A 19,881-nucleotide genomic window follows, 5' to 3' on the forward strand; every position below is an offset into this window, starting at 1 on the left:
GGGATCCGACCCCAAGGGATACGGGATCGGGGTCGGATCCCTCTCGCAGAGAGGGCTCTGACCCCGAAGCGGTCATTGATCGGCAGCCACAAAGCCACCGGTCTGCCGCGCCCACAACCGCGCGTACAGGCCACCGGCCGCAATCAGCTCCGCATGGGTGCCGGTCTCGACGATGCGGCCCTGGTCCATCACCACCAGCCGGTCCATGCGCGCGATGGTCGACAACCGGTGCGCGATCGCGATCACCGTCTTGCCTCCCATCAGTTCGTCCAGGCTGTCCTGGATCGCCGCTTCCACTTCCGAATCCAGCGCCGAAGTGGCTTCGTCCAATACCAGGATCGGTGCGTCCTTCAGCAGCACGCGGGCAATGGCGATGCGCTGGCGCTGGCCGCCGGACAGCTTCACGCCGCGCTCGCCGACATGCGCGTCATAGCCACGACGGCCCTGCCCGTCCACCAGCGTGTCGATGAAGCTGGCCGCGCGCGCCTTGGCCACGGCCGCGTGCAGTTGCTCGTCGGTGGCATCCGGGCGGCCGTACAGCAGATTGTCACGGATCGAGCGATGCAGCAGCGAGGTGTCCTGGGTGACCACGCCGATCTGCTGGCGCAGGCTTTCCTGGGTGACGTACGCGATGTCCTGATCATCGATCAGGATGCGGCCGCTCTCCAGGTCGTACAGGCGCAGCAGCACATTGACCAGGGTCGACTTGCCGGCGCCGGACGGACCGACCAGGCCGATCTTTTCGCCGGGCTTGACCACCAGGTCCAGGCCGGCGATCACCCCGCCCTTCTTGCCATAGTGGAAGTGGATGTCCTGGAAGTGCACGCCGCCGCGGGTCACCTGCAGCGGCACCGCATCGTCGCGGTCCTGCACGGTCAGCGGCTGGGCGATGGTGGTGATGCCATCCTGCACCGTGCCGATATCCTCGAAGATGCCGTTGATGGTCCACATGATCCAGCCGGACATGTTGTGGATGCGGATCACCAGGCCGGTGGCCAGGGTGATCGCGCCGACGGTGATGTGGCCACCGTTCCACAGCCACAGCGCCAGACCGCAGGTACCGGCGATCAGGAAGCCGTTGACGATGGCGATGGTCAGGTCCATGCCGGTGGTGATGCGGGTCTGTGCGCGGTGCTTGACCGCCAGCTCCTGGATCGACTCGGCCACGTAGGCCTGCTCGCGGCCGCCATGGGCGAACAGCTTCAGCGTGGGAATGTTGGTGTAGCCATCGACGATGCGGCCCATGGCCTTGGAACGCGCCTCCGACGCGATCCACGCCCGTTCCTTCGCGCGCGGCACGAAGTAGGCCAGGATCACCGCATAGGCCAGCAGCCACAGGATCAGCGGCACCATCAGCCGCCAGTCGGCCTGCGCGAACAGGTACAGCGCGGTGCCGGTATAGACCACGATGTACCAGAGCGAATCGACCATCTGCACCGCCGACTCGCGCAGCGAGGTACCGGTCTGCATCACCCGGTTGGCGACGCTGCCGGCGAAGTCGTTCTGGAAGAAACTCAGGCTCTGCCGCACCACGTAGTTGTGCATCAGCCAGCGCGAGCGGTTGCTCAGGCCGGGCACGATGGCCTGATTGACCAGCAGGTTGTGCAGGCCAACCAGGATCGGCCGCGCGATGACCGTGATGAACAGCATCCAGCCCAGTTCATTGGCGTGGCGCTTGAAGAAGTCGGCGCCCGGCTGCTCGGCGACCATGTCGACGATGCGGCCCAGGTAATCGAACATCGCCACTTCCACCAGCGCCAGCAGCAGCCCAGCGATGAGCGTGGCCAGCAGCACCGGCCACACCGGGCGCAGGTAGTGCAGGTAGAACGGCAGCACCTTGCGCGGTGGCATGCGCCCGTCCACGGGCGGGAACACCGGAATCAGGGATTCAAACCAACGGAACATTGCATTCCCTCGCCTCTTGCAAGCGGCGGAGTATCCCACGCCGGGTGTGTACGCCAGCCGACGATGCCGCGATTCTGGTAGCGCCGGGCCATGCCCGGCGGTTCCCGCTGCAACCGCGCTGCGCGCTCGCCGGGCGAGGCCCGGCGCTACCGATCATGTGGGCCGCATCGGGTTACGTGGCCGGGGTGAACAGCAGGTCCTGGAAATCGAAGCTGAAATCGGTCAGGTCGGAAATCGGCTGCATGCGCACCTCGCGCACCTTGCCATCCGGGTCCAGGCTGAAGTTCACGAACGCATCGGCGTTCAGCGAACGGTCGTCCCAGCGCACGATGAAGGTGTCGTGCTGCCAGTGCTCCAGGCGCCCGCTCAGTTGTGCGGTCTTCGCAAAGCGCAGGCGCAGGCCCTTGCCCTCGCTGCTGACCTGCATGTCGCCGTACCAGCGGTCACGGAAGGTGCCGGTGTAGCCGGCCAGCGCCAGCGACGGCCTGCTGCCCTTGTCGCGTGCACTCTGGTGCTTGGCCCACGCCTCGTCGGCCTTGTCCTGGCCCTTGGCCACGGCCTTGGCATAGGCATCCACCCAGTCGTGCTTTTCACCGCCCAGGTAGGCATCGAGCACGCTCAGGGTGATCGCATTGAACGCCGCACCCACCTCCTGGTTGGTCAGCACCACCACGCCCAGCTTCTCGCCCGGCACCAGGGTCAGTCGCGAGACCATGCCTGGCCAGCCACCGGTATGCCAGACCAGCTTCTGCCCGCGATAGTCGCTCAGGCTCCAGCCCTCGCCATAGCCGGCGAAATTGGCCCGCGCCGGTGCCAGCTCCGGCACGCTTGGCGCCGGAATCGACTGCGGCGTGATCATCCGCCACATCTGCTGCTGGCTCTTCTCGTTGAACAACGGCGTGCCGTCGGCCAGCTTGCCTTCGGCCAGCTGCACCTGCATCCAGCGCGCCATGTCATGCGCGCTGGAATAGATGCCACCGGCGCCGGCGTTGTTCGACCAGGTCAGCGGCGCAACGGTGCGCAGGTCCTTGAAATCGTACTTGGCGTGGCCGACCGCGGCCTTGTCACCGGGCTTCAGGTGATCGGCGTTGTAGCGCGTGCCGGCCATGCCGACCTTGTCGAAGATGCGCGTCTGCAGGAACTGCTGGTAGCTCATGCCGGAAACATGCTCGATCACCTGCTGGGCCACCGCGTACAGGATGTTGTCGTAGGCATAGCTTTCGCGGAAACCGCCCTTCAGCGGCACCTTGCCCAGGCGCTCCACCACTTCGGCATTGCTGTAGGAGGTGGTCGGCCAGAACAGCAGGTCACCAGCGCCCAGGCTCAGGCCACTGCGGTGTGACAGCAGGTCGCGGATCGTCATCTGGCCGGTCACGAACGGGTCGGACATGCGGAACGACGGCAGGTGATCGATCACCTTGTCGTCCATCTTCAGCTTGCCGTCCTCGGCCAGCAGGTTCAGCGAGGTTGCGGTGAACGCCTTGGTATTGGACGCAATGGCGAACAGGGTGTCGGCCTGGACCGGCTCCGGCCTGCCCTGTTCACGCACGCCCCAGCCGCGCTCGAGCACCACCTGGCCGTCCTTGACCACGGCCACGGCGATGCCGGGCACGTCGAACTGCGCGCGTACGCGCTCGACGGTCGCATCCAGGTCCTGCAGCTGCGCCGGGGTGGCCGCGCTTGCCATGGTCGTGCATGCCAGCAGCACGGCTCCTCCAATCCAGGGTTTCATCCAGCACGATCTCCGAACAGGGGTGGCGGCCATGTGCAGGCCGTCATCAGGGGTTCGCGCGATGGTAACGGTCATCGGCGCAGGCTGGCCTGTGCCATAGGAGGGGTGTCATGGACGGGAACGGCCAACCGAGCAATGGATCCACCATCATTCCTTGCCTGCGCTACCGCGATGCGCAGGCGGCGATCGACTGGCTGCAGCGCGCCTTCGGCTTCCATGCCCAGGCGGTGTATGCCGACGGCGATACCGTGTTCCACGCCCAGCTGACCTTCGGCAACGGCATGATCATGCTCGGCTCGGCCAACAAGGAAAGCGCGTGGAGCCAGCATGCCGCAATGCCGGACGAGGTGGGCGGCCGCCAGACCCAGAGTGCCTGCGTGATCGTCACCGATGCCGACGCGCACTACGCCCGGGCCAAGGCCGCAGGCGCCCGCATCGTCATCGACATCGCCGACCAGGACTACGGCGGCCGTGGCTATGCCTGCGCCGACCCGGAAGGCTACCTGTGGTGGTTCGGCAGCTACGATCCGTGGCGCGCGGACCACGGCCAGTGACCGCCGAAGCGATCCGCTGCGGCATCGGCGGCTGGGTGTTTCCGCAATGGCGCGGCGGCGTGTTCTATCCCGCCGGCCTGCCGCAGCGCGAAGAGCTGGCACACGCCAGCCGTGCGCTGCGCTTCATCGAGATCAACGGCACGTTCTACCGCACGCCGACCGCAGCGCAGTGTGCGCAGTGGGCGGCGCAGACCCCCGAAGGCTTCCGTTTGTCGCTGAAGGCGCCGCGCTACCTGGTGCAGCGCCGCGACCTGTCCAGCACGGTGGATGCCGCAGCGCCGTTCCTGCAGGCCGCACTCGCACTCGGCGACCGGCTGGGCCCGCTGCTGTGGCAGTTCGATCCACGGCATCCGGCCGATGCCGAAGCACTGGAACGGCTGATGGCGCAGCTGCCCAAGCAGCTGGACGGCGTGCCGCTGCAGCACGCCCTGGAAGTCCGCAATGCCGAGGCGCATGGCCCGGCACTGGTTACCGCCGCACGCGCGCATGGCGTGGCCCTGGTGATCGAGGACAGCGACGAGGCGCCCCTGCACGGCGATGTCAGCGCCGGCTTCGTCTACGCACGGATCAAGCGCAGCCAGGCCCGCTTGAAGGAGGGCCTGCCGGCGCCCGTGCAGCAGCGCTGGGCCGAACGGGCCAGGCGCTGGTCGCGCGGCGAGCCGGTGGACGACCTGCCCTGCCTGGCAGGGCCCGCCCCTGAAAGCCCGCGCGAGGTCTACCTGCTGTGCATCGGCGCAGGCAAGGCGCGCAACCCGGCGGCAGCGATGGCGCTGCAGCGGCAGGTTGACCAGAGCAGCCATTCCGCACGCGGGTAGCGCTGCGACGTTCGCCTTGCCTCACAATAGGCAGATGAGCACACCCGACACCCGCAAAGCGCTGTGGCAGATCCATTTCTGTGTCCTGCTGTGGGGCATCACCGCCATCCTCGGCAAGCTGATCACCCTGCCCGCATTGCCGCTGGTGTGGTGGCGCATGCTGCTGGTGACGGCGATGCTGGCCCTGCTGCCACGTGTGTGGCGCGGGCTGCGCACCCTGCCCCTGAGGCTGGTGGCCGGCTACGCCGGCATCGGTGCGCTGGTCGCCCTGCACTGGCTGACGTTCTACGGTGCGGTGAAGCTGGCCAATGCCTCGGTGGCCGCCACCTGCATCGCGCTGGCGCCGGTGTTCACGTCAATCATCGAACCGTGGGTGGCCAAGCGGCCGTTCCAGCTGCGTGAACTGGCCTTCGGCCTGGCAGTACTGCCGGGCGTGGCGCTGGTGGTGGGTGGCGTGCCCGATGGCATGCGCCTGGGTGTACTGATCGGCGCGATCTCGGCATTGCTGGTGGCGGTGTTCGGCTCGCTCAACAAGCGCATGGTCAGCCACGCCGATCCGCTTACGGTCACGGCGCTGGAGCTGGGTGCGGGCACCCTCACCCTGACCCTGCTGGCACCGCTGATGCCCTACCTGCTGCCGGCGCTGGCCAGCCCGCTGTGGGTGGTTCCGGACCTGCACGACGGCATCCTGCTGCTGGTACTGGCCGGGTTCTGCACGCTGCTGCCGTTCGCCCTGGCCCTGGTCGCGCTGCGCCACCTGAGCGCCTACACCGTACAGCTGGTGACCAACCTGGAACCTGTCTACGCAGTGGTGCTGGCCGTCGTGCTGCTGCGCGAGCAGCACGAGGTCACCCCATGGTTCTACCTGGGCGTGGCGATCATCGTCGGTGCAGTGTTCCTGCATCCGCTGCTCAATCGCCGCAAGCCGGTGCAGCATCCGGAAATCCTTGGCACGGCCGAGGCGCGCAACATCGCCGATTGAGTGCATCCACGCAGGGCGTGGATCTACCGGGCGTGAATCGACGTTTCAGCGCTGCGGCCAGTGCCATGCCGGGGCATCCAGCAAGCCCTGCCCACTCAACAGCGTGCGGCCCTGCTCCTTCTGCAGGTGCAGCGAGTGGCAACCCGGTGCCTGTTCCAGTGCTGCGATCAGCCGGCTGGCGTGTGAGACCACCCACACCTGGCTGCGCGCACTGGCGGCGATGATCAGCCGCCCCAGCGCCGGCAGCAGGTCCGGATGCAGGCTGGTCTCCGGCTCGTTGAGCACCAGCAGCGGCGGCGGGCGCGGTGTGTGCAGCGCGGCAGCCAGCAGCAGGAAACGCAGGGTGCCATCGGACAGTTCGGTCATCGACAAGGGCCGCAGCAGCCCGGGCTGGTGGAAGCGCAGGGCCAATCGGCCATCCAGTTCCTCGAAGCCGACCGTGGCACCCGGGAAGGCATCGTCCACGCTGCGTGCCAAGGCAACCGGATCTCCGATCTCGAGGATGGTCACCCAGGCCGCCGCCAGATCGCGGCCGTCGTGATGCAGCACCGGCGTACGCGTGGCCATCGCCGGCTGCCGCGCCGGCGCATCGGCATCGCTGCGGAAATGATCGTAGAAGCGCCAGCGACGGATGTACTCGCGCAGGGCGATGGTTTCCGGCATGCGCTGCGGATCGCCGACCTGGGTGAACAGGCTGTCGAACCATGACAGCCGGTCATCGACCAGATCCCAGCCGTGCGCATGGCGTTGCCGCACCATCGCCCCGCGACGATCGACCAGCAGGTTAGCGCTGCGCAGGAACGGCCCGGCCCAGATCGCTTCGGCCTTGATCTGCGGATCCAGGGCGAACGCTGAACGGCTGGGCGGCGGATACCCCAGGTCGATCGCATAACCGAACTGGTCGTTGGCGAAGCCGAGCTTCAGGCCCACCGCTTCCTGGCGCGGGCCACCCTGCAGGGGAATGTCGCCCGCAGTGACCCGGCGATCGATCTTTTCCGGGCCGGCCCACAGCGCCGAGCCGAGTCCACCTTCGCGCGCCAGCACCGCGGCCACCCCGCCCTGCGCGGTTTCCGCCAACAGGCGCAGCGCGCGGTACAGGCTGGATTTGCCACTGCCGTTGTCGCCGGTGACCACATTCAACGGTTGCAGCGGCAGCACCAGCCCATGCAGTGAACGGTAGTGGGCGATGGCCAGGGTCTGCAGCATGGTCGTGTCCGGGGAGCAGGAACGCCATGTTCGCCGGGCGTAATCGCACAGGCCGCGACGCGGCGTTACCCAATCGGGAACAGCATCCACGCATGGCGTGGATCGACCGGGCGGGGCGATTCAGCCCGCCCGTTCCACCCGGTTGCGGCCATTGCCCTTGGCCCGGTACAGCGCCTTGTCGGCACGTGCCAGGGTCTCGTCCACGCTCTCGCCAGTGCGGTGCTGGGCGACACCGATACTGATCGTGACCGGGAAACCCAGCGGCAGGTCGGCCACCGCCAGGCGCAGGAACTCGCATTGCAGTTCCGCGGTGCGCAGGTCGGTACCGGGCATCACCGCCACGAACTCTTCGCCGCCATAGCGCGCGGCCATGCCGCGGCCGGCGAAGTGCGAGCGCAGCAACGCTCCCAGTTCGGCCAGTACCCGGTCGCCGGTGGCGTGCCCCTGGAAGTCGTTGATGTGCTTGAAGTGGTCGATGTCCAGCAGCGCCACGCAGGCCGCGCTGGATGGACTGCCGGCCACCGCCTCTTCCAGTGCGGCCGCCATCGCACGGCGGTTGGGCAGGCCGGTCAGGGCATCGGTACGGCTCTGTGCGGCCAGATCGGCATTCTGCGCCAGCAGCACGTCCTGGTATTCCGACAACAGGCGCTCGTAATCGTCCCGCTCCAGCATGTGCTTCTGGATGTCGAGGGCGAAGCGGCGCAGTTCCATCACCAGCATCACCTGCCGCGACAGTGCGGCCAGCGCTTCGGCCTTGTCGCTGGCCAGGTGCTGGGGATGCGCATCGAACACGCACAGCGTGCCCAGCGGCAGGCCATCGGAACTGATCAGCGGCGCACCGGCATAGAAGCGGATGTGCGGATCGCCGGTCACCACCGGATTGTCGTGGAAGCGGATGTCCTGCAGTGCGTCCTCGACCACCATGATTTCCTGCGGCTGCAGGATGGCGTGGCCGCACATCGATTCGCTGCGCAGGTTCTCCGCCGCATCGATGCCCTGGATCGACTTGAACCATTGCCGTTCGACGTCGATCAGGGTCACCGCCGCCATCGAGGTGCCGCACACCGCCTTGGCGATCACCACCAGGTCGTCGAAGGATTTTTCGCGCTCCGAATCCAGGATGCGGTAGCGGTACAGCGCCTCAAGCCGAAGGGCTTCATTGGCAGGCTTGTCGGGCTTGATCATGCAGCGTCACGTTCCGGCAGGTCATCGCGAAGTCTAGCCGATGCCTGTCCACAATCTGCACCCTGGGTGGTGCCGGCCGCTGGCCGGCATCCCGGGTACATCGCACGTCCATTGCCGCCGGCCAGCGGCCGGCACTACCAGTCCAGCTGCTTCGGCAGCAGGCCCTGCAGCTCCTGCTCGGTCAGGTTGCGCCACTGGCCCGGCTTCAGCGCGCCGATCTTGATGTTGTCGATGCGCACACGGCGCAGCTGGGTCACGCGGTAGCCGAATTCAGCAGCCATCAGTCGGATCTGCCGGTTCAGGCCCTGCTGCAGGGTGATGCGGAACCCGAACTTGGCGATGCGCGAGGTCTTGCACGGCAGCGTCATCTGGTCGTGGATGCGCACGCCGCGGGCCATGCCACGCAGGAACTCATCGGTAACCGGCTTGTTCACCGCCACCAGGTACTCCTTCTGATGGCCGTTCTCGGCGCGCAGGATCTGGTTGACGATGTCGCCGTTGCTGGTCATCAGGATCAGGCCTTCGGACTCCTTGTCCAGGCGGCCGATCGGGAAGATGCGCTGTTCGTGGCCGACGAAGTCGACGATGTTGCCCTTGACCGATGTTTCGGTGGTGCAGGTGACGCCGACCGGCTTGTTCAGCGCGATGTAGACGTGGCGGCGGGTGCCGGGCTTGCGGGCGACGCGGGCGCGCAGCGGCTGGCCGTCGACCAGCACCTGGTCTTCTTCCCCTACCACCGCACCGGTGCCGGCCGGGTGGCCGTTGACGGTGACGCGGCGGGCGGCGATCAGGCGATCGGCCTCGCGGCGGGAGCAGAAGCCGGTGTCGGCGATGTGTTTGTTGAGTCGGGTGGTCATCGCCCTATTATCCGGCATCGCCGCCCGCTGCGCCTCATGCCGGGCCGGGCGGATCGAGCTCTTCACCGTCGAACACACGGTTGCGGCCGGCGCGCTTGGCCACGTACATGGCATGGTCGGCCCGCCGCAGCAGTGCCGCCAGGTCATCCTCGCCCGGCCGCCACTGTGCCAGGCCGATGCTGGCGGTCACCTCCAGCCCCGCTACCTGCAGCGCCTGGCCAGCCTCGGTGATGCGCTGGCGAAGTCGATCCAGCCGCGCCGATGCCGCCTCACGCGGCATGCCCGGCATCAGCAGCAGGAACTCCTCGCCGCCCATCCGCACCACTTCGTCCTGGCTGCGCACCGCCGTGCGCAGGGCCCGCGCAACGGCCACCAGCACCTGGTCGCCAACCGCGTGACCATGGCGGTCGTTGATGTCCTTGAACAGGTCGATGTCGAGGAAGCCGATCACCAGCGGCCCGCCCTCGCGGTTGACACGCTCCAGATGCCGCGCCAGCTGCTGCAGGCCGGCACGACGGTTGGGCAGGCCGGTCAGGCCATCGGTCTCGGCCAGCTGGCGCAGCTCGTCACGCTGCTGGCGCAGGCGGCCAAGCCGCTGGTTCAGGGCATAGGCCGCCATCATCAGCAGCCAGGTCACCGCCAGCTGCAGCGCCTCCACCCGGTATTCCAGCAGCCACTCCGCACCACAGGCATCGGCGATGATCAGTACCAGCATCGGTGCCAGTGCAGCCAGGCCCGCCTGCGCCCAACGGTCACCGCGCCAGCGTGCCCATATGCCGACCAGCAGTGCCAGCCCACACCCGGACAGATAGGACACCTGCAGGCCCTGTGCGACCCAGGCCAGATGCTCCCAGCGCAGCCACGGCACCAGCGCGGCCAGCGCCATCAGGGTCCACAACACCAGCAGCTGCGCCGGGCGCGATCGGGGCAGCACGCGGTCGCCTCCGTTCAGCCGCCACAGCGCTGGCAGCACCAGCGCCTGCGAGGCCGCGGTCAACGACAGCAGCCACCTCGCGCCGTGCTCCCCCACCGGCAGCCAGGGTTCCGGGTAGCCACTGAGCCCACCGAGGATGGCCTGCCACAACACCAGCACGGTGGTGCAGGCGATATAGACCAGGAAGCTGCGGTCGCGCGTGGTCAGGAACGCCATCAGCGCCGACAGCGCCAGTGCGATCGCCACCGCGATGCAGGCGGCACGTACCAGCAGGCGCGCGGTATCGTTCTGCTGCACCGGGCTGGGCGCGCCCAGCCGCAGGGTCGGTACCCAGCGTGTTTTCAGCGGCGTCTGCCAGGAAACCAGGAAGGGCTCATGGCTGCCGGCCGGCGGTACGGCCACCATGCCGATACCAGCACGGAAACGCGAATCGCGGGTACGGGCATCATGCATGTCGCCGCAGATTTCGCGGTCGCCATGCTGGACGCGCACTTCACCGGCAAAGACGTTGAACACATCCAGTGCCTGGGGTTCCCCCGACCAGCCAGCGGGTGGTGCGGGCACCTCGGCCTGCTGGCGGGCGCCGGACAGCATCTGCGGCGTGCACGCACGGTGCGGCGTCGGCTCGTCGGTAGCCCCGCCGACCAGAAGATAATCACGGCCCGACACGGCCTCTGCAGCCTGAAGCGGCCACGGCAACGCCAACCACACCATCAGGACGGCCAGCACCGCTCCTGTTCCATACCGCCACTGCCTGCCGCCCACGCCACGTCCTGTTCCTGCTTACGTCCGCGCCCACTGCGCGTCGCCCCTGGCGCGCATTATCGCAGCCGGGCACGCCGCGCATGTGTAGACCAAAGTCGGCGCCCGCGGTTCAGCCAGCGCTGGGCGGCCCCTTCACGGCCACCAGCCGGAACGGCCTCAGGTCCGCCAGGGTCATCCGTTCCAGCGGCTGCGGGCGCTCGATCGCGTAGCCCTGCAGGCCCTGTACGCCAAGCCGGGTCAGCGCACCGGCGACCTCGGCAGTCTCCACCCACTCCGCCACCACTTCCATCTGCAGCTCGCGCCCGAGCTCGCTGATCGCACGCACCGTGGCGTGGCTGACCGGGTCAGTATCCATGTCCCGCACGAAGGCACCGTCGATCTTCAGGATGTCCGCCGGCAACTGGCGCAGGTAGCCGAAAGAAGACAGGCCGGAGCCGAAGTCATCCAGTGCCATCCGGCAGCCCCGCGCCTTGACCGCATCGATGAACGCACGGGCCTGGCTGAGGTTGCTGATCGCGGCTGTTTCGGTGATCTCGAAACACAGCTTGGAAGCCAGCGCACGGTTGCGTTCAAGCAGGTCGCAGACGAAGGCGAGGAAACCCGGTTCGGCAATCGACTGGGCAGATACATTGACGTTGCACAGCCCCAGCTGGCGGACATGCGCCGGGCAGACCTGCAGGTGGCGGAACAGCAATCCGAGCACATGCCGGTCGAGCGCTACCGCCATGCCATAGCGCTCGACCGCGGGCATGAACTGTCCGGGCAGGTGCAGGCTGCCGTCGGTGCCCCGCATGCGTACCAGCACTTCGTAGTGCAGGTAGGACGGATCGCCAACCCGGGCGATGCGCTGCGCATACAGCAGCATCCGGTTCTCGGCCATCGCCAGGCTGACACCCTGCAGGCGCTCGGCCTCCTGCCGCCGCTCCTCCAGTGCCATGCGGTTCTCGTTGAAGCAGTGCACGCGGTTGCGGCCGGCCTGCTTGGCGGCATAGCAGGCACTGTCGGCAGCGCTCATCAGCCAGTTCACATCGGGTGCGTCGGCGCTGACTTCGACCACGCCGATGCTGCAGCTCAGCTGCGGGCTGCCTTCACTGACGGGGAAGGTCGCCTGCCCCAGATTGCGGATCACCCGCTGCAGCACCCGCTTGGCTTCGTCCTGGCTGGCATGGGCAAGGAATACCGCGAACTCATCGGCGCCAAGTCGCCCGACCCAGTCGCCATCACGCACCGCAGCCACCAGGTAGTCGGCAAAACTGCGCAGCATCTGATCGCCGGCGGCGTGGCCGAAACTGTCGTTGACCAGCTTGAAGTGGTCCAGGTTGATGTAGCACAGCGCATGCGTTCCACCATCGCTGCGCACCTGCAGCAGCGCGCGTTCCAGCAGGCGTTCGATCTCGCGACGGTTGATCAGGCCGGTCAACGGATCATGGCTGGCGTGGTGCTCGATCTCGCGTGCCAGCGCATGGTTCTGGCTGACGTCCTCGATGATCGCGAACACCGACAGGCCACCGCCGGCGCTGCGCACCCCGGTACCGCTCCAGCGTCCCCAGACCAGGCTGCCGTCACGGCGGCAGAAGCGCAGTTCGCTCGGCCGCAGCTGGCGGTCCCAGTCGATGCGGCCAACGCCGTCGATGACCAGCTCGCCTTCCATCAGCAGATCGCCGAGCGACATCTGCAGCAGCACCTCACGCCGATAATCGAGGATATCGGCCATCGCCTGGTTGGCTTCGACCACCCTGCCTTCGGTGTCAAGCTTGAGCATGCCGACGTTGGCCTGGTAGAACGCCGCGCGGAAGCGGCTCTCGTGTTCGGTCAGGTCCTTGCCTACCCGGCGCGCGAGGGCCACCGCCATCAGGCTGATCGCCAGCACCGACAGTCCTCCCACCACCAGCGTCGCGATGCGCACCATGGTGGCCATGCGCAGCAATGCCTGCGAGAACGCCTGCGCCTGCACCTGCAGGCGACGGTCGAGATCACGCAGCTGTTGAAGGTAGCGGTCACGCGCAGCGACCGGCAGCACGCCTTGGCCATGCCGCTGCTGCAGCTCATCCACCAGCCGCTGCACGGCCATCAGGTCGCCATCGGTCTGCCGCCACAGGGCCGTCGCTTCACGGAATGCACCGATGTCGCGTGCATACCGGAACGAGAACACCAGTCGTGGAATATCGGCGCGCGCGTTGCCGCCCCGCAGGAAGCCCTGCCGGGCCTTGGCCTCGTCCGGCTCGGCCTGCTCCAGTGCCAGCCGCGCCTGCAGATCCCCCATGGGCACCTGCAGGGCCCGGCGCGCATCGTCCAGGTCCTGGGCATCACCACGCGCCAGGTAGCGGCTGAGTGCGGCGGTCGCATCCTGCTGCCCCCGCGACCAGTACCCCTGGCCGGCAATCCAGGCGGTGGAAGCCGCCTGCAGTTCCTGGATCAAGGCGGACAGTGCGACCAGTCCAATCGCCATGCCCGTCAACAACGCAAACCGCAGTCCCAGGCCACGGGTCATCGGCACCCGCCGGCTCTGTTGGTCCGTGCCACTCCTACCCATCCCGGATCCCCCCGAATGTGATGCGGTGACAACCTCCTTTGGAACCGGCTCAGCCTAGGACCGGGAATGTGTTGGCCATGCGAAAAAGGGGACGGAGGGGATTAAGTCGTTTTCGGCATAAGCGCCCCGGCCAGCCATTTACGACTTAATCCCCTCCGTCCCCTTTTCCAGCCCCATAACGCACAACGCCAGCCCGAAGGCTGGCGTTGTCATGGCTGCGTTACGGCTCAGTAGCTGCGCGGACCGCGCGGCTTGAAGCCGTCACGACGCGGCGGGCGGCTGTCGCGGTCACCGCCGCGGTCGCCGCCGTGGCCACCCGAACCACCCGGACCACCACGACGCGGGCCACCCGGGCCGCCCGGACCACGCTTGTCGAAGCGCGGCTTGAACGGACGCGGGGCCGGGTTGGTGTCTTCACCCGGGGCCAGCGCACGCATCTGCAGCTGCTGGCCGGACACCCACACCTTCTGCAGGTGCGACAGCACGTCCGGCGGCATCTGCGCCGGCAGGTCCAGCAGCGAGAAGTCGTCGTGGATGTCGATGCGGCCGATGAAGCGGCTTTCCAGGCCGGCTTCGTTGGCGATGGCGCCGACGATGTTGGCCGGCTTCACGCCATGCTGGTGGCCCACCGAAATGCGGTAGGTCTCCATGCCCTGCTCCGGTGCACCACGCGGCGGAACCTCGCGGCGCGGACGCTGCTCGAAACCACCTTCGGCGTCGTCACGGCGCGGGCCGCGCTCGAAACGCGGGCCACGCTCGTTGCGGTCGAAGCGATCGCCGCGTTCCGGGCGGTCGCCACGGTCGAAGCGCTCGCGCGGCGCGCGCTCTTCACGCGGGGCACGCACCGGCGGCTGCAGCAGGAACGGGGTATCGCCCTGCAGCATCTTCGCCAGCGCGGCTGCCACTTCGATGGCCGGCACGTTCTGCTCGTTCTCGAAGCGCTCCAGCAGCTGGCGGTAGAAGTCCAGGCCACCGGCACCCAGGGTTTCGGTGATGCGCGAGGTGAACTTGTTGATACGGGTGTCGTTGACCGCTTCCACGCTCGGCAGCTGCATTTCTTCGATCGGCTGGCGGGTGGCACGCTCGATCTGGCGCAGCATGCCCTTCTCGCGCGGGGTGGCGAACAGGATCGCCTCGCCGCTGCGGCCGGCACGGCCGGTACGGCCGATGCGGTGCACGTAGCTTTCGGTGTCGTACGGGATGTCGTAGTTCAGCACGTGGCTGATGCGCTCCACGTCCAGGCCGCGCGCGGCCACGTCGGTGGCGACCAGGATGTCCAGCTTGCCTTCCTTCAGCATGGCGATGGTGCGCTCACGCTGGGCCTGCTGCATGTCACCGTTGATGGCGGCAGCGGCCAGGCCACGGGCCTGCAGCTTGCTGGCCAGCTCTTCGGTGCCGGCCTTGGTGCGCGCGAAGATGATCATCGCGTCGAACGGCTCGACTTCCAGGATGCGGGTCAGCGCATCCAGCTTGTGCATGCCGCTCACCCACCAGTAACGCTGGCGGATGTTGGCCGAGGTGGTGGTCTTGGCCGCGATGGTCACTTCCACCGGGTCCTGCAGGTAGGTCTGCGCGATGCGGCGGATCTGCGGCGGCATGGTGGCCGAGAACAGGGCCACCTGGCGCTGCTCCGGCAGCTTCTTCAGCACGGCTTCGACGTCGTCGATGAAGCCCATGCGCAGCATTTCATCGGCTTCGTCCAGCACCAGCGTCTTCAGCTCGGACAGGTCCAGGGTGCTGCGGTCGAGGTGGTCGATCACGCGGCCGGGGGTACCGACCACGATATGCACGCCACGACGCAGGGCCGACAGCTGCTGGCCGTACGGCTGGCCGCCGTACACCGGCAGCACGCGGAAGCCCGGAATCTTCGACGAATACGACTGGAACGCCTCGGCGACCTGGATGGCCAGTTCGCGGGTCGGCGCCAGGATCAGGGCCTGGGGCTTGATCTGCTGCAGGTCGATGTTGGACAGTACCGGCAGTGCGAACGCTGCGGTCTTGCCGGTGCCGGTCTGGGCCTGGCCCAGCACATCGCGGCCTTCCAGCATCGCCGGGATGGTGGCAGCCTGGATCGGCGACGGGGTTTCATAGCCGATGGCGGTGACCGCCTGCATCACGGGCTCGGACAGGCCGAGCTGCGCAAACTGCAGCGGCGCTTGGGAATCTTGGGACATGGGGAACTCCGAAGGCACTGCCGTCTTCCTGGCAGTGCGATAAAAAAGGTGATGGTCCGCGCTTTGGGCGCCCTTCTTATCGCGTGCCCTGGCGCTGCTCGGTCGGAGGAGATTTCACTCGCTCAGAGCGGAATGATACCGCATTGATCCTGAACGAGGCGTACAGCTTGCCGTGCGTGTGCCGTCATGCCCCGCGCTGGCGCACAATACGCGCCCTCTTCCCCGGCCCGGCCGCTGGCCCACGCCCCTCTCCAGGAAACCGTTCCATGCAGATTCTCGAATTCGACCTCGACGGCGACTACGTCGAACTCAAGCAGCTGCTCAAGCTGGCCGACCTGGTCACCAGCGGCGGCGAGGCCAAGATGGTCATCGGCGATGGCCAGGTACGGGTCGATGGCGAAGTCGAACTGCGCAAGGCCTGCAAGATCCGCGCAGGCCAGGTGGTGGAATTCGCCGACAGCCAGATCCGGGTGCTGGCTGCCGGCTGATCTGAACCGGTTCAGGCCACGCGCTGGGTCAGGTGCGAGGCGATCAACTGCCTGAACGGCGCCACGCCCTGTGCCAGGCGCAGGCCGGCCGCCCGCAGCAGGCGCGCCGGACGGCGATCGTCGGTGTACAGGCTGGCGATCGCGTTGGTGGCCTCGTACAGGGGCCGCGACGCCAGCCGATGACCACGCTGGTAGCTGGCCAGCATCCCCTCGGCGGTGATATCGGCACCGCGGCGCTGCTGCGCGACGATACCCTGCGCCAGCCGCTGCGCGCTGGCCAGGCCCAGGTTGAAGCCATGCGCGGTGACCGGGTGCATGCCCACTGCGGCATCGCCGATCAGCGCCGAACGCTCGCCGACGAAGCGGTGCGCGTACACCCCCACCAGCGGATACGCCTGTGGCGTGGCCACCGGCTGCATCCGGCCAAGGCGATGCTCGAAGCAGGCACTGACGGCCTCACCAAAGGCCACCTCGTCCATCGCCAGCAGCTCCTCGATCTGCCGCGGCGGCAACGTGATCACCGCCGAAGCCTGGCCCTCGTTGAGCGGCAAGAGCGCCATGGTGCGGCCGTAGCCGAACCACTCCCATGCAGTGTGGTGATGATCGCGCTCGACCTGCATGCGGCAGACCAGCATCGACTTGCCGAAGTCGCGCATCTGCGCACCGATGCCGAGCATGCGCCGGGTGGCGGAGAAGCGGCTGTCGGCGGCAACCAGCAGGCGCGCATGCAGTTGGCTGCCGTCATCGAGCTTGACCACGTGGCCCTGCGCATCGGCCTGCACGCCCAGCACCTTGCGCCCGTCGAACAGCTCCAGGCCGTCCTGGCCCTGCACCGCATCCCACGCGGCGCGGCGGATCAGATGGTTGGGTACCAGCCACCCCAGCGGCTGGCCATCAACCTGGCTGCTGGCGAAGGTCAGCGCGAACGGCGAGCCGCCGTTCATTACCTTGGCGTCGCGCAGTTCAGCGACTTCGGCCTGCGGCAGGCGCTGCCACAGCCCCAGCTGCTCCATGCTCTGCCGCGAGGCATGGGTCAGCGCGATCTCGCGGCCATCGAAGGCGGCCTCGGCCAGGGCCTGGCGCGGTTGGACTTCGACCAGCCCGACCTGCAGGCCGCTGCCGGCCAGCGCGCGCGCGAAGCACAGGCCTGCCGGCCCGGCACCGACCACCACCACGTCCATCCTGCGCATGCGCGCCTCCTGCCGTTGATTCAGTCCGCGCCAGCATAGCGCCGCCCGCATGACTGGCCTTGATCTGGATCAGGCCCAGGTCACAACAACGCGAACACCAGCGCCAGGATCGACAGCAGCGACACCGCCCACACCAGGCTGCGCACATAGGGCACACCTGCGGCATACAGCGGCAAATAGGCCACGCGCGCCCAGAAGTAGGCCTGCGCAGCCAGCGCCGTGGTGTCGTTGGTACGCCCGGCCACCACCACCGCAACTGCCGCGGCTGCAAAGAACGGGAAGGTCTCCAGGAAGTTGCCCTGGGCCCGCTGCAGGCGCCCGGCCAGCGGGCTGACCGGCTTTGCATCGCCATCGCGTGCCGAGGCATTCCACTTCATCCCGCGCTCGCGGGTGACCACGGTGGAGGTAGCAAAGATGTAGACGAAGCCCAGCAGCACCGACCAGGCCAGCATCGTCAGTTCAGTTGCCATCGATCATCTCCTCAGGGTGCCGACGCACGCAGGCTGTAACCGGCCAGGCGCCACACCTGGTCCTCGTCGAAACGGAACGAGACCAGCTCGCGCACCGGCTGCGCGCTGTTGGCGAACCGGGTCGGGAAACTGACGTTGATGTACAGCCCTTCCGGCACGGCAGCACCGGCGCTGTACTTGACCCGGGTGATGGTCGGCTGGCCACGCCCGGCCAGCGCACCCAGGCGCGCGCGCTCGCTGGTCAACTGGCTGACGAAGGCGGCCTTCGGTACCGCACGGCGCGCGACGGCAGAGGCGCCATCCCACAATTCACCGGCACGGTTGGCATCGACCAGCTGCGCCGCCTTCATTGCCGCCGCACCCATTTCCGCATCCTGTTTCTGTACCTGCGCCTGCTGCGCGGCGGTCAACGCCGGAGCGCCAGCGGTTGCCGGTTTCGCAGCCGCTGGCGATGCCGGTGCCGGCCGCGCGGGTGCCGGTGCAGGCGTGCTCGGCGCAGGAACCTGCGCCAACGCGGTCAGGGGCATCAGGGACAGCAGCAGGAGCACGCGCTTCATGGACACCGCCGGTTCTCGGGAAAGAACCGCAGTCTACGCCAGCGCGGTGATCTGCCCGTCAGCGCGCGTTGGCGCTGCCTTCCACCGCGGCGGCATCGGCCTGCGCGGCAGGCGTGCCGGTGTCTGCCGGCGCCTGTTCGGCCACCGGCGGCGGCTCCGATGGCGCCGGCGGCAGCGTCGCCACGTCGATTTCCGACAGCGGGCTTTCTTCCGGGCACACCGCATCCGGGAAACCGAAGCGCTGCTTGAGCGCCTGGCCGCAGCTGTTGATCGACTCCATGTCGGCGCCTTCGCGCTTGCACTGCTGGTCGAACGCGATCAGGAACGCGTCCTTGCGCTGCACGAAGTCATCGCCGCAGGCGCGCATCTGCTTGATCCGTTCCAGATCGTCCTGCACCGCGTTGGTGCCATCCAGACCGTACTGGCGCAGCTCGTCCGGGGTCAGCAGGCGCAGGCTGCGGTTGGGCACGGTCATCATCAGGTCGGCCACGCCCACCGCCACGCCGTTGCGCTGCAGGTAGTCCTTCACGTTGTCGTAGACCTCGTGCAGCTCGCGGTTGAGTTCCGCGCGCGAGGTGGCCTTGGAACTGATGCGCATCATGCGATGGATGCCGACCTTGCCCGACAGCAGGCGGTTGTCACCGGCGGCCAGCACGAACACGCAGGCGCTGTGGCAGATCGAGCCTTCGCGCACCCAGATGGTCCAGCCGGATTCACCGATGCTGTCACCGGCGACGATCGCCGATTCCACCTGGCCGCCGCTGGAATCCAGGTCGAGGATGCGCTTGTGGATCTTCTGTTCGTCAGCGACCACGGCCAACCGCCACATCATCTCGGCGAAGCCCGGATTGATCTTGCCGGCGTAGCGCACGCGCATCAGGCCGCGCTCGGCACACGGCGCCAGCGCCTGGCTGATCTGCTCGCGCTGCAGGCCTTCCAGCTCGACACCGTCGCCCGCATCGCCGGCATATTCGGTGCTGCAGCTGACCCAGGCGCGGCCATTCTCCAGCTGCGCCTGCGGCCACGGCCGATCCGCCCGGCTGCGCGGCGGTGCCGGCGGTGGCGGCGCATCGGCCGCATTGATCGAGACCATGTTCTCGCCATCACTGGCCGGCGCCCGCGCCGCCTTGTCGGCGGCGGTGACATTGCCTGGATTCTCCAGCTGACTGCAGCCCGCCAGGGCCAGGCACAACAGGGGCAACCAGCGGAGTTTGGCGGACATCGGGCAACCGGATTTCAAGGGAGCAAGGGCCACAGTCTACCCGTCCAGACCGCGCATTCAGCGCGTGGCACTGAACCCCTTCTGACCCTGGGGAAAAAGCGTGTCGACCAAGGTCGACACCCACCAACAGCAGTGCAGAACACCGTCCCGACAGGTCGCAGCAATCTGTCAAAGGCGGGGAGGGTCCGGTTGCGGGGGCGTGAGCCGCATGGATGCGGCGACCGAGCCTTATCTGATCGGAATCTGGCAGCGTAGGTGCCGAGAGCCGGCGTGGGCCGCCGTACAAGCCTGGATCTCGACGATCGCCATGTA

16 protein-coding genes are annotated in these 19,881 nt (G+C 67.7%); 4 read left to right on the forward strand and 12 right to left on the reverse strand.

Annotation, left to right across the window (positions count from 1 at the left end):
* Positions 1-72: 72 nt before the first annotated feature.
* Both smrA and AC5P88_RS17245 read right to left on the reverse strand, forming a co-directional pair.
* Positions 73-1,905 (reverse strand): multidrug efflux ABC transporter SmrA, encoded by a 1,833-nt coding sequence (smrA, locus tag AC5P88_RS17240; protein WP_111112805.1) that lies wholly within the window; start codon positions 1,903-1,905, stop codon positions 73-75.
* Between the two features lie 172 nt (positions 1,906-2,077).
* Positions 2,078-3,637 (reverse strand): serine hydrolase, encoded by a 1,560-nt coding sequence (locus AC5P88_RS17245; protein WP_286075354.1) that lies wholly within the window; start codon positions 3,635-3,637, stop codon positions 2,078-2,080.
* A gap of 110 nt (positions 3,638-3,747) precedes the next feature.
* Here AC5P88_RS17245 and AC5P88_RS17250 point away from each other — a divergent pair, with 110 nt between their 5' ends.
* From AC5P88_RS17250 to AC5P88_RS17260, 3 genes are read left to right on the forward strand one after another with little or no spacing between them, the layout of a single operon-like run.
* Complete coding sequence (locus AC5P88_RS17250; RefSeq protein WP_049427701.1) at positions 3,748-4,191, forward strand: VOC family protein; 444 nt, start codon at positions 3,748-3,750, stop codon at positions 4,189-4,191.
* Positions 4,188-5,006, forward strand: a complete 819-nt coding sequence (locus AC5P88_RS17255; protein WP_495225595.1) for a DUF72 domain-containing protein — start codon at positions 4,188-4,190, stop codon at positions 5,004-5,006. The genes AC5P88_RS17250 and AC5P88_RS17255 overlap by 4 nt, the downstream gene beginning before the upstream one ends.
* A 34-nt stretch (positions 5,007-5,040) precedes the next feature.
* A complete protein-coding gene (locus AC5P88_RS17260; protein WP_010486385.1) occupies positions 5,041-5,988 on the forward strand; it encodes a DMT family transporter in 948 nt (315 codons plus the stop codon).
* 45 nt (positions 5,989-6,033) lie between these two features.
* Here the strand turns inward: AC5P88_RS17260 and AC5P88_RS17265 are convergent, their stop codons facing one another.
* From AC5P88_RS17265 to AC5P88_RS17290, 6 genes are all read right to left on the reverse strand, one after another.
* Positions 6,034-7,194, reverse strand: a complete 1,161-nt coding sequence (locus AC5P88_RS17265) for an AAA family ATPase (protein WP_495225596.1) — start codon at positions 7,192-7,194, stop codon at positions 6,034-6,036.
* A gap of 120 nt (positions 7,195-7,314) precedes the next feature.
* On the reverse strand, positions 7,315-8,379 hold the full coding sequence (locus AC5P88_RS17270; protein WP_111203961.1) for a GGDEF domain-containing protein: 1,065 nt from the start codon (positions 8,377-8,379) through the stop codon (positions 7,315-7,317).
* Positions 8,380-8,513: 134 nt separating this feature from the next.
* A complete protein-coding gene (locus AC5P88_RS17275; RefSeq protein WP_012510490.1) occupies positions 8,514-9,236 on the reverse strand; it encodes a pseudouridine synthase in 723 nt (240 codons plus the stop codon).
* 34 nt (positions 9,237-9,270) lie between these two features.
* Entirely contained in the window at positions 9,271-10,935 is a 1,665-nt protein-coding gene (locus AC5P88_RS17280; RefSeq protein WP_106550387.1) for a sensor domain-containing diguanylate cyclase, read from the reverse strand.
* A gap of 109 nt (positions 10,936-11,044) precedes the next feature.
* A complete protein-coding gene (locus AC5P88_RS17285; RefSeq protein ID WP_106550388.1) occupies positions 11,045-13,468 on the reverse strand; it encodes a putative bifunctional diguanylate cyclase/phosphodiesterase in 2,424 nt (807 codons plus the stop codon).
* 227 nt (positions 13,469-13,695) lie between these two features.
* Positions 13,696-15,642: a DEAD/DEAH box helicase gene (locus AC5P88_RS17290; RefSeq protein WP_111112799.1), complete on the reverse strand. Its 1,947-nt coding sequence runs from the start codon at positions 15,640-15,642 to the stop codon at positions 13,696-13,698.
* A gap of 266 nt (positions 15,643-15,908) precedes the next feature.
* Here AC5P88_RS17290 and AC5P88_RS17295 point away from each other — a divergent pair, with 266 nt between their 5' ends.
* Entirely contained in the window at positions 15,909-16,130 is a 222-nt protein-coding gene (locus AC5P88_RS17295) for an RNA-binding S4 domain-containing protein (RefSeq protein WP_010486399.1), read from the forward strand.
* A gap of 11 nt (positions 16,131-16,141) precedes the next feature.
* Here the strand turns inward: AC5P88_RS17295 and ubiM are convergent, their stop codons facing one another.
* The 4 genes from ubiM to AC5P88_RS17315 form a co-directional block, all read right to left on the reverse strand.
* Positions 16,142-17,320, reverse strand: coding sequence for a 5-demethoxyubiquinol-8 5-hydroxylase UbiM (gene ubiM, locus AC5P88_RS17300; RefSeq protein ID WP_495225597.1), 1,179 nt, complete (start codon positions 17,318-17,320; stop codon positions 16,142-16,144).
* Positions 17,321-17,400: 80 nt separating this feature from the next.
* Positions 17,401-17,790 (reverse strand): MAPEG family protein, encoded by a 390-nt coding sequence (locus AC5P88_RS17305; protein WP_495225598.1) that lies wholly within the window; start codon positions 17,788-17,790, stop codon positions 17,401-17,403.
* An 11-nt stretch (positions 17,791-17,801) separates the two neighbouring features.
* Positions 17,802-18,347, reverse strand: coding sequence for a DUF4019 domain-containing protein (locus AC5P88_RS17310; protein WP_495225599.1), 546 nt, complete (start codon positions 18,345-18,347; stop codon positions 17,802-17,804).
* A 58-nt stretch (positions 18,348-18,405) separates the two neighbouring features.
* Positions 18,406-19,569, reverse strand: coding sequence for a COG3904 family protein (locus tag AC5P88_RS17315; RefSeq protein WP_111112795.1), 1,164 nt, complete (start codon positions 19,567-19,569; stop codon positions 18,406-18,408).
* Positions 19,570-19,881: the final 312 nt, after the last annotated feature.

Source organism: Stenotrophomonas sp. YJH_SMC_8 (assembly GCF_059371315.1).

What these genes read in the sequence shown, in the direction of transcription:
- smrA (WP_111112805.1), bottom strand. Translation starts at nt 1,905, where the DNA reads ATGTTCCGTTGGTTTGAATCCCTGATTCCGGTGTTCCCGCCCGTGGAC.
- AC5P88_RS17245 (WP_286075354.1), bottom strand. Translation starts at nt 3,637, where the DNA reads ATGAAACCCTGGATTGGAGGAGCCGTGCTGCTGGCATGCACGACCATG.
- AC5P88_RS17250 (WP_049427701.1), top strand. Translation starts at nt 3,748, where the DNA reads ATGGACGGGAACGGCCAACCGAGCAATGGATCCACCATCATTCCTTGC.
- AC5P88_RS17260 (WP_010486385.1), top strand. Translation starts at nt 5,041, where the DNA reads ATGAGCACACCCGACACCCGCAAAGCGCTGTGGCAGATCCATTTCTGT.
- AC5P88_RS17265 (WP_495225596.1), bottom strand. Translation starts at nt 7,194, where the DNA reads ATGCTGCAGACCCTGGCCATCGCCCACTACCGTTCACTGCATGGGCTG.
- AC5P88_RS17270 (WP_111203961.1), bottom strand. Translation starts at nt 8,379, where the DNA reads ATGATCAAGCCCGACAAGCCTGCCAATGAAGCCCTTCGGCTTGAGGCG.
- AC5P88_RS17275 (WP_012510490.1), bottom strand. Translation starts at nt 9,236, where the DNA reads ATGACCACCCGACTCAACAAACACATCGCCGACACCGGCTTCTGCTCC.
- AC5P88_RS17285 (WP_106550388.1), bottom strand. Translation starts at nt 13,468, where the DNA reads ATGGGTAGGAGTGGCACGGACCAACAGAGCCGGCGGGTGCCGATGACC.
- AC5P88_RS17290 (WP_111112799.1), bottom strand. Translation starts at nt 15,642, where the DNA reads ATGTCCCAAGATTCCCAAGCGCCGCTGCAGTTTGCGCAGCTCGGCCTG.
- AC5P88_RS17295 (WP_010486399.1), top strand. Translation starts at nt 15,909, where the DNA reads ATGCAGATTCTCGAATTCGACCTCGACGGCGACTACGTCGAACTCAAG.
- ubiM (WP_495225597.1), bottom strand. Translation starts at nt 17,320, where the DNA reads ATGCGCAGGATGGACGTGGTGGTGGTCGGTGCCGGGCCGGCAGGCCTG.
- AC5P88_RS17305 (WP_495225598.1), bottom strand. Translation starts at nt 17,790, where the DNA reads ATGGCAACTGAACTGACGATGCTGGCCTGGTCGGTGCTGCTGGGCTTC.
- AC5P88_RS17310 (WP_495225599.1), bottom strand. Translation starts at nt 18,347, where the DNA reads ATGAAGCGCGTGCTCCTGCTGCTGTCCCTGATGCCCCTGACCGCGTTG.
- AC5P88_RS17315 (WP_111112795.1), bottom strand. Translation starts at nt 19,569, where the DNA reads ATGTCCGCCAAACTCCGCTGGTTGCCCCTGTTGTGCCTGGCCCTGGCG.